Origin of the sequence: Brasilonema sp. UFV-L1 (assembly GCF_012912105.1) — a bacterium.
Taxonomy (GTDB): Bacteria; Cyanobacteriota; Cyanobacteriia; order Cyanobacteriales; family Nostocaceae; genus Brasilonema.
The window spans coordinates 1-8,231 of sequence record NZ_QMEA01000214.1; the positions used below are offsets into that span (position 1 = coordinate 1).

Sequence of the window (8,231 nt, forward strand, 5' to 3'; positions counted from 1 at the left end):
GGGGGAACCCTCCGCAGTCGCCACAACGGGGGGAACCCCCGCAAGGCGCTGCTCTCCGCACGGAAGTGTCCTCTTCTCTGCGCCTCTGTTGTTCGTTTCCCCTCCTATTTCCCCTCCTAATGATGTAGAATTTGGCACAAAAAAACCTGCAGGCAAAGACTGTTCCACCACAGGATGACGTCCATCCGCAATCGTAATTTCTCGTCCTTCCACCATTTCTGGACGACAGTAACCTTGATAAACGGCTAACTCAGCCAAACCACACAACACATCTGCTGCTGCAACCGCACGAGAGATATTGCGAATAATTTCTGCTTGTCCGCCCACTTCTTCGCGCAACGCCACAAAAATCTCATATTCCAACTGATTCAAATCATCTCGCGCTGTGAGAATCCGTGCTTCCCGTTCCTTCAACTCTGGCGTGATGTAGCGCTCTTCATTCACCAATGTTTGCTTACGTATATAATTAGACGGCACTTGGTCAGCTTTAGCACGAGAAATACTGATGTAGTAACCAAAAGTTTTATTAAATCCGACTTTCAGTGTAGGAATTCCTGTCCTTGCTCTTTCATCAACTTCCAAATTGGCAATCCATTGTTGGTCGTCTTCAACAGTCGCACGTCTCTCGTCCAATTGAGCATTAATCCCAGAGCGAATTAACCCGCCTTCTTTAATATGTGTCGGTGGCGACTCGACCAAATGAGCGCGAATCTTCTGCGCCAATTCTTCCAACACAGGTGGTACTTTCTGCAATGCTCTCAGGAATAGAGAATGAGCATGAGCTACCAGACGAGATAATTCCGGCAAACGAGAGAGCGAGTCTGCCAAAGCAAGTAAATCCCTAGCGTTAGCAGTACCAGAACCGGCGCGTCCTGTCAACCGTTCTAGGTCATAAATTTGACGTAACAACTGGCGTAGTTCTTGACGGAGAGTTGTATTGTTGACTAATTCTTGGATAGTGTCTTGCCGAGAGCGAATACCTTTGATATCAAGTAACGGTTGCAACAACCACCGTCTTAAAGCACGACTGCCCATTGCCGTACTGGTTCTATCCAAAGCCCACAGCAGGGAACCATGAAAGGTGCCATCGCGCACAGTTTGCGTAATTTCAAGGTTGCGTCGAGTTTGATAATCAACAATTAAAAAATCAGTAAGAGTATAAGTGCGTAGCAACTGTAGGGGAATCGCGTTTTCTTTTTGGGTATCTTCTAAATATTCCAGCAACCCACCTGCAGCGCGGACAGCTAAGGGGAGATGGTCACAACCGAGTCCTTCTAGAGAGCGCACTTTAAATTTTTGCAATAATCTTGCTCTGGCTTCTCCTTGAGAGAAAGGAATTTGCGATCGCAAACAATAACAAAAAGATGGTGGTAAACACTCAGGTAGATGTTCTGATTTTTCTCCTGCGCGCAGTAGTAAACTTCTCAAGTCTGGTGCGTTCGTCGGAACGAGAACTTCTGCAGGCTGCAAGCGCATGAGTTCCTGTGTCAAAAGCTCTAAATTGCTACCTTGTGTCGTGAGGAATTCACCAGTCGAAATATCTGCATAAGCCAAACCCCAATGCTCAAGAGCAATGACCACAGCCGCCAAGTAATTATTGCGACTTGACTTGAGCATTCCTTCTTCTAACAAAGTCCCAGGAGTCAGGATACGCGTGACTTCTCGCCGCACCAATCGACCAGCAGCTTCTGCAGCATCTTCGACTTGATCGCAAATAACAACCGCATACCCTTTTTCTACCAGTTGCGTGGCGTGGCGTTCCCAGGCGTGATGCGGGACACCACTCATCGCCACCCGTCCGACTTCCCCTACAAGCTTGCTGGTGAGGGAGAGTTCTAATTCCTGCGCCAAAGTCACAGCATCTTCAAAGTAACATTCAAAGAAGTCTCCCACTCGATACAGTAGCATCGCATGAGGATACGTATCTTTAATATCGACATAATGCTGGAACATTTGAGTCAGCTTACTGCGATCCACTAGCCGATGGTCAGCGTGAGGTGCAGTTTGGTTATTGGGTTGGGATGTTTGGGATGCAGAGTAAGAAGCGCTCATGAATGTCTACCAATACACATGGTCACCTGCCAATATCCGATGTTGACATGCTCCCCCTTCTGAAGACAGGGGGATTCAAAAAGGTTGTTCCAAAACGGGCTAAAGCCGCGTTTTTTTACCTTTTCTTCCTGTCTCTTAGGTTCTTAACTAGACGCTCAACTTGAGTATTAGCCCCCGCCAGACCACCTCCACAGGCATTTTGTTTGACATTCAGGAAGTGCCCCTCCCCAAACGGTTCTCAATGTTGTTTTACGGAACAGTTACTCTACCAATTTCGGCTCTATCGTGCAGGTCGCGTCACCGTTACTGATTTCAAGGGTGATATTTGTTTCGACGATCCATGATGGGGCTGAGTTGCCCGGTAATAGATTGTGCGTTTTACCGCTAATAGTAATTATACCAAAGTAAGCGTGCAAGCAAGAAACAATCATGTTAAATCCAATTGAAGTCGGGTTTCATCCCCTCTTTAAAAGGCAGGGGTTCTCACCCTTCCGTATTATTTTGATAGAAGTTTTTTGCTTAGCGAGATTGGGAAATTGCTCGGCTAACTCTTTAAGTGCTTCCGCTTCCCAAAGAATTATTTGTTCGCTAAAAGCTGCCCAAGGGGATGTTTCCTCTGCTGCATAAGTGATAATTTTTGCCAAATCTTGTGCTGTTTCATACTGTTTTGCTCTAGCTTGTGCAATGTGGTTACCTGTTTCCACAACAGTTGCTAAAGGCAATACCAGCGTTGTTAATTTAGTTATTTCTTCTTCAATTTTACGTTCTACACGTTCAAAATTCCACTTATTATCATCAGAACCACAAACTTCCATTCCAGAAACTTTTAACCAAACACAAAGAAGCGATGTGTCGATGATTAGAACCTTTCTCATCTTTGAGTTACCTAACTACGAGAAAGGCTTCTTTCTATTGCACCACTTGTTGTGAGCTTACCCAAAGAAGCAGATGCAAACAACTTGGAAAAATTTTGAACATCTTCTAGCAAAGTCAGTTTACTTTCTCCAGTTTCAGTATCTCGATGCGCTACAACCACAAATGGTACTATCTCAGGTCCTAAAGCATCAAGTAAAGCTGGATTATGAGTCGTTATTAATATGTCAATTTTTCTTTTTTCACCAATTTCTCGCAGCATTCTTACCAGTAATTCTGCTCGCGAGGGATGAAGTCCGTTATCTATTTCTTCAATTACCAGTTGACTACCTTCTGGTCGGGTAAGAAGCGCTGTAAGGATAGCTATAAATCTCAGCGTACCATCTGACATACTTCTGGCATCAATTTCTGTAACATAACCTGGTTTCCATTGTTCCTGACAGTAAAGCATGGCATCTGTACCAAACCTACCAACTTTTTCTGTCCAGATTTTTTGAATATCTCCTTCTGGCAAATTTTTGGCGTAGGCTGATATGCTTGCTTCTATCTCGACTTTTTGGTCATTAGGCAATGCTGCTAATACACCAGCAATATTTGAGGCATCACTTTCAAGCGTGTCAGAAAGCAGTGAGTAATCCCGCATTTTGGAAGGAATGAGATTCAGAATGAAAATATTTGTGAGCGCAGAGATTATTATATTGATTGGGTCTAATGTATGACTCAACACATCTATTTGTTCTTCTATTTCTTCTATCTTAAGTGTCTTGATTGTGGTATTTATTGACTTGATTCGGTTTTCTAAATTTTCAGTTAACGATTCTACTTATTTTGGATTTTATTTTTGTAATTTTTTTTCATGATTTTGATTTTTAGCTACTGAGATTTCCTTAACTAACTCGTTTAATTCTTTAATTTATTGTTGACTTTATTTAAAATGTCAGAATGTAACTTATTTTTCTGGAAAAGGATCTTTAATTCTGGAAAAAAAGATTTTTCTGATTTTGTATCATTAATTAAAATCTCTTCCAGAAGATGAACATCATTTTTTTTAGATTCTATACGTTCTTGCAATACTTGAACAACAGGTTTTGTTTGTACTGTAATACTATAAAGATAATCGGTATTTTCATCTTCACCTTGAAGAATTGCCTTTAATGTAAACTGAGTTTCCGGTTTACGTGCAGCCCATTCCACACCCCCTCGAATTGAGGGTAAAGTTTTATCTCCTGCCAAGGCTGCTTCAATATCCTCGCCCCTAATTATTCTTTGAAGAAATTCCAAACCTTCAACGACATTAGATTTACCACTTGCATTCGTACCAATCAGAATAGTCAGTGAGTCAATAGGAAGTTCTGCATAACGGAAACTTTTCCAATTCTCAAGGATGAGTTGCTTAAGCATGACCCACTCCAAAAACTTTAATACCTAACTTTTTTATTATCGCTTTATCGCTCTAGGACAACATCTGGGGTTTGTTCACCAGAAATACCATCTTTTGAAACATTCTCCGCAGGCGGTACACTAAATCCCCCAGCACGCCAGCTATCCGCCACATCTTTAATAAAACTGGCGATCGGTATAGCAACCAACAGACCCAGCAATCCTCCTAGTTTCGTTCCCAAGAGCAAGGAAATAACAACCCACACGGGATTTAAGCCAGTTAAATTTCCCAAAAGGCGAGGAGCAACAAAATTAGTATTTACTTGGTCAATCATCACTGAAATAACTAGAACTTCAACGCCTAACCAAAAGTTTTGCAATCCCACCAATAAACTGACTATACCGATACCAATACCTGTACCAAAGGGGAATAGAGAAAAGAATCCAATTATGATCCCAAAAAGTAAAGCCAAAGGTACTCGTAGTGCTAAAAAGACAAGTATCAAAGCAAGCGCGAGCAAAGCACCTAATGTTGCTTGACCAATAAAGTAATTTTGAAAGTCTTCACGCATCAATTGTCTGACTTGCGAACCAATATGACGTGGGAACCACTGAAAAATTCCATCCCAAAGACGTTCTCCATTCAACACTAAATAGATTGTCAGTACGACCGTCAGCAGCACATTAGCTAGACTACCAATGGTATCTACAGCAAAACCCAAAACTTGACCAGTTAAAGATTGAAGTTGATTGGATAATTTGTCTAACTGTTGAGCCAATAAGCCACTCAAATTTACGGGAAGTTGTTGGGTTGCAGCCCAAGTTTGAAAAGCTTGAAGTTGTTGTGTTCCAGAATCAATCCAACTTGGCAAAAAATTAGCTAGTTCATTAAGCTGTTGCAGAATTAGCGGAACTAAAGTCAGAGTCAAAGCCACGACAATGACTACAGCGAATAACAACACACTTCCCGCAGCTAAGTAACGTTTTACCCCTTGTTGCTGAAAAAACCGAATTGGATAGTCTAGAACAAAAGCCAGCAAACTGGCGGCGACAAAGATACTGACCGAAGGTTGAAAATACTTCACAACCTGAAGCAATACCCAAGCGTTGAGTATAGCAAGGGGAAATGCTATGCTCAAACTTAACCATCGTGGTAGTTTGTTGTTAGTCATGAGTCATGAGTGCAGATGAACAATTGAACCATGAAATAATTTATCGTGTCTCTCCATAAAATCTAACAAAATCCTCTGATGCACAGAACCGAGGGGTCGTACGTCTGTTGATACAGCTGAATAACTCACACCTAGGCGAATGTCTTCTGGTGTGATTAGGCTCATATCCCAACCTTCGTTGAGAACGAGTTGATTTAATTCCACTGTCAGTGGTGCCCAGAAGACATGACGAACTGCTCTTTCATCGGGATAGCAGCCAAATTTAGAAAAAGTTGATGGTAGAGTGTAGCCGATTTCTTCTAAAATTTCTCGCTGTACTGCAACCTCTGGAGTTTCACCAAGTTCAATGTGTCCACCGAACAGTCCCCAGTGACCAGGATAGGCAATATCAGGGTTATTATCCCGTAACTGCATGAGAAATTTGCCTTTTTGGTAAAGAATGGCGATCGCCACTTCGGTAGTCATATTCACTCCTAGTTGTCATAATTTACCTGTTTAGGATAAACATTGTCTATCATGCATGACCACCACAAAAACTTTAATCATTGAATAAAGCCCTTGCTGTGCAAAGGCTTTATATCTGATCGCAAGCCCTACTTAGGAGCGCTAAAGCCAGCCTTTTCAGCTGTGGCTACGTCTGCAAAGCAGATATTTGGCTTGACCTTTTCATAATCAGGTGACTTGGGAGCACGATATATGTTACCCCGCTTCTTAGTCACTACGCCCTTTACAGGAGAATTGCTGGGACAGGTGGTTTCTCCTTCAGGCTTAACACCTAACTTTTCAGCTTCAGCCGATAGTGTCCCGTCGGTAGAAGAAGTTTTTGTCGTTGTATCTTTTTCAGGACTAGTCGGAGGTGCAGATTCACCAGAAGCCGGAACTTTGGCGGACTCGTCAGCCTTTTGTCCACAACCCGAAACGGCTAAGATAGTCAACAATACGATGGAAATTGTCCATCGATGCCCCAATGGATTTTTCATAGCTCATTTTTATTTCTCAAATGCAAAAGTGAAACTTTAATCTAACCAACACTCACTTGGTCAGTCTGTACATCTGTCGCACCAGTCACACCTTGAGCAATTTGTACCAGTTGGTCGAGAGTATCTTGATCGGGAACAGATCCTTTGAGAACAACCGTACTGCCTAGTTGTGCTACGTACAAGGTGTCAATATCATCAAAAGAGGAGTCTAGATCAAAAGCTAGAGCAACCCGCTTTGCCAGACCACTTTGGTCATACTCTCCATTTAACCCCAATCGCTCTGGAGCAATGGTTTCTTCGCCTGTTTCCTCGGATGGTGCTGGCTCAGGATTCACTTGAGCATCTTCAGTCTTTTCCTGTCCAAAAAGTCTTTGTAACCAACCCATAAGCTTTTTCTCCTAATTTCAAACACTTTTGGTCTATTTCTTGGTCTATTCAATATTAGGGTTATTTAGGGTTATTTCCTTCTCAACAACCCGCACAGTTTTGTATTCTCTACTATTTGTTCATCACTTTCCTAGTGATTTGGAATACAAAAAACCACCCCTTTATTTTTACGCACGATAGGTGTGCAAGAATGAAATAGCGCTATCAATCAAAGAAGCTTCTGTTTGTTGATTTGTCTATGTTATAATTATTACTCTTCCTCCAGATAAACCTCCCCATATTCTTTGCCTCCTAAAGGAATACTTGGGTAGCGAAGTTTACCCTTAATCACCACTTGTGCTCCCTCACGTAGACCAGTTTGATTGGTAACAACCCAAATTTTCCCTGTCGAATCATTAATTTGATACGCGTATTTATCCAAAAGCGGAACTTGCTTTTCTACCTTACCTTGTACGTAGACTGTAGTACTATCGTTCTGCTGTGGTTTCAAGTCCTGGATTTGGGTGATGTTGGCTCCTATGGCATTTATGCCCAAATACCCCAAGTTACCACAACTGAGTAGTCCTACTAGAAGAAAAACGGTTAATCCCAAGCGTGTGAGCACGACTACGCCGTGATTCTCTAAAATCGAGAAGTTTAAATTTTTCATTTGTTGCATCATGAATACCTACTGAGCAAATTTTGACATCAGTGTTTGGGCTGTGGCAATTTTCATTTAATGAGTCACTATCAATATTTTGTCTTTCAGTATCAAAAACACTCAATAAAGAACTCAAAAAAGCTCTGGTCAGAATTTAGAAGAAATTCTGTGTACGATTGGGTTTAAGATTGTAAACTCGCCATTTTTAATTCTTGTCTGACTAACGGTTAAGCAAAAAAGTGAATGTTGCTTCATTAGAATGAATCATTTACAACCTTGGATAAAATCAATGACTTGATGTAATGAGCCTGGTTTAGTCACAATCAGCACAGTTGAATCGGGTTGGAGTACTGTACTACCGTTAGGAATCATTAAATCCTCGTGGGCATATGGTTGATAGCCAATAATGAGAGAACCATTAGGAAACCGGGAATCTTGAGCAATTTCAGCAACGCTACGATTAACAACATAGCAATTGTTTGGGATAGAAAGTTTTAAAACCTCAATCTGTCCTTGTTCAAAATGCATCATCGATTCGACTTGCGGATACTCAATAGCATTCACCATTGTTGAAACTGCCAAATCTACGGTGCTGATGATATGATGAGCTCCAGCTAGACGCAGAGGTTCCACAAAATCGGGATGGCGCATTCGAGACAGAATATGAGGAACACCATAGTGCTTGGCAAGAGTGAGGAGTACACGAAACGGAGTAATCCGTAATAAGTCGTAGTAATTCGGCTTACT

9 protein-coding genes and 1 pseudogene are annotated in these 8,231 nt (G+C 41.8%); all 10 read right to left on the reverse strand.

Going from position 1 to position 8,231, the window contains the following annotated elements:
- The coding region (mutS, locus tag DP117_RS32455; protein WP_248277940.1) for a DNA mismatch repair protein MutS at nucleotides 1–2,052 on the reverse strand (2,052 nt) is incomplete at its 3' end.
- Nucleotides 2,053–2,507: 455 nt separating this feature from the next.
- The gene (locus DP117_RS32460; protein WP_211176482.1) at nucleotides 2,508–2,927 is read right to left on the reverse strand and encodes a hypothetical protein; all 420 of its coding nucleotides are present in this window, start codon (nucleotides 2,925–2,927) and stop codon (nucleotides 2,508–2,510) included.
- A gap of 11 nt (nucleotides 2,928–2,938) precedes the next feature.
- Nucleotides 2,939–3,724: pseudogene (locus DP117_RS32465) on the reverse strand (ATP-binding protein); the annotation flags it as partial.
- Nucleotides 3,725–3,825: 101 nt separating this feature from the next.
- Complete coding sequence (locus tag DP117_RS32470; RefSeq protein WP_248277941.1) at nucleotides 3,826–4,326, reverse strand: AAA family ATPase; 501 nt, start codon at nucleotides 4,324–4,326, stop codon at nucleotides 3,826–3,828.
- A gap of 44 nt (nucleotides 4,327–4,370) precedes the next feature.
- Nucleotides 4,371–5,477, reverse strand: coding sequence for an AI-2E family transporter (locus DP117_RS32475; RefSeq protein WP_169222285.1), 1,107 nt, complete (start codon nucleotides 5,475–5,477; stop codon nucleotides 4,371–4,373).
- A 3-nt stretch (nucleotides 5,478–5,480) separates the two neighbouring features.
- Nucleotides 5,481–5,942: an NUDIX hydrolase gene (locus DP117_RS32480; protein WP_169222286.1), complete on the reverse strand. Its 462-nt coding sequence runs from the start codon at nucleotides 5,940–5,942 to the stop codon at nucleotides 5,481–5,483.
- Nucleotides 5,943–6,070: 128 nt separating this feature from the next.
- The gene (locus tag DP117_RS32485) at nucleotides 6,071–6,457 is read right to left on the reverse strand and encodes a hypothetical protein (protein WP_169222287.1); all 387 of its coding nucleotides are present in this window, start codon (nucleotides 6,455–6,457) and stop codon (nucleotides 6,071–6,073) included.
- Between the two features lie 41 nt (nucleotides 6,458–6,498).
- Nucleotides 6,499–6,843 carry a BON domain-containing protein gene (locus DP117_RS32490; RefSeq protein ID WP_169222288.1) on the reverse strand — a complete coding sequence of 115 codons (345 nt, stop codon included), beginning with the start codon at nucleotides 6,841–6,843 and terminating at the stop codon, nucleotides 6,499–6,501.
- A gap of 251 nt (nucleotides 6,844–7,094) precedes the next feature.
- Entirely contained in the window at nucleotides 7,095–7,493 is a 399-nt protein-coding gene (locus DP117_RS32495; RefSeq protein ID WP_248277942.1) for a hypothetical protein, read from the reverse strand.
- Between the two features lie 255 nt (nucleotides 7,494–7,748).
- Nucleotides 7,749–8,231, reverse strand: a 483-nt coding sequence (locus DP117_RS32500; protein WP_169222289.1) for a TrkA family potassium uptake protein, incomplete at its 5' end; no start/stop codon positions are given.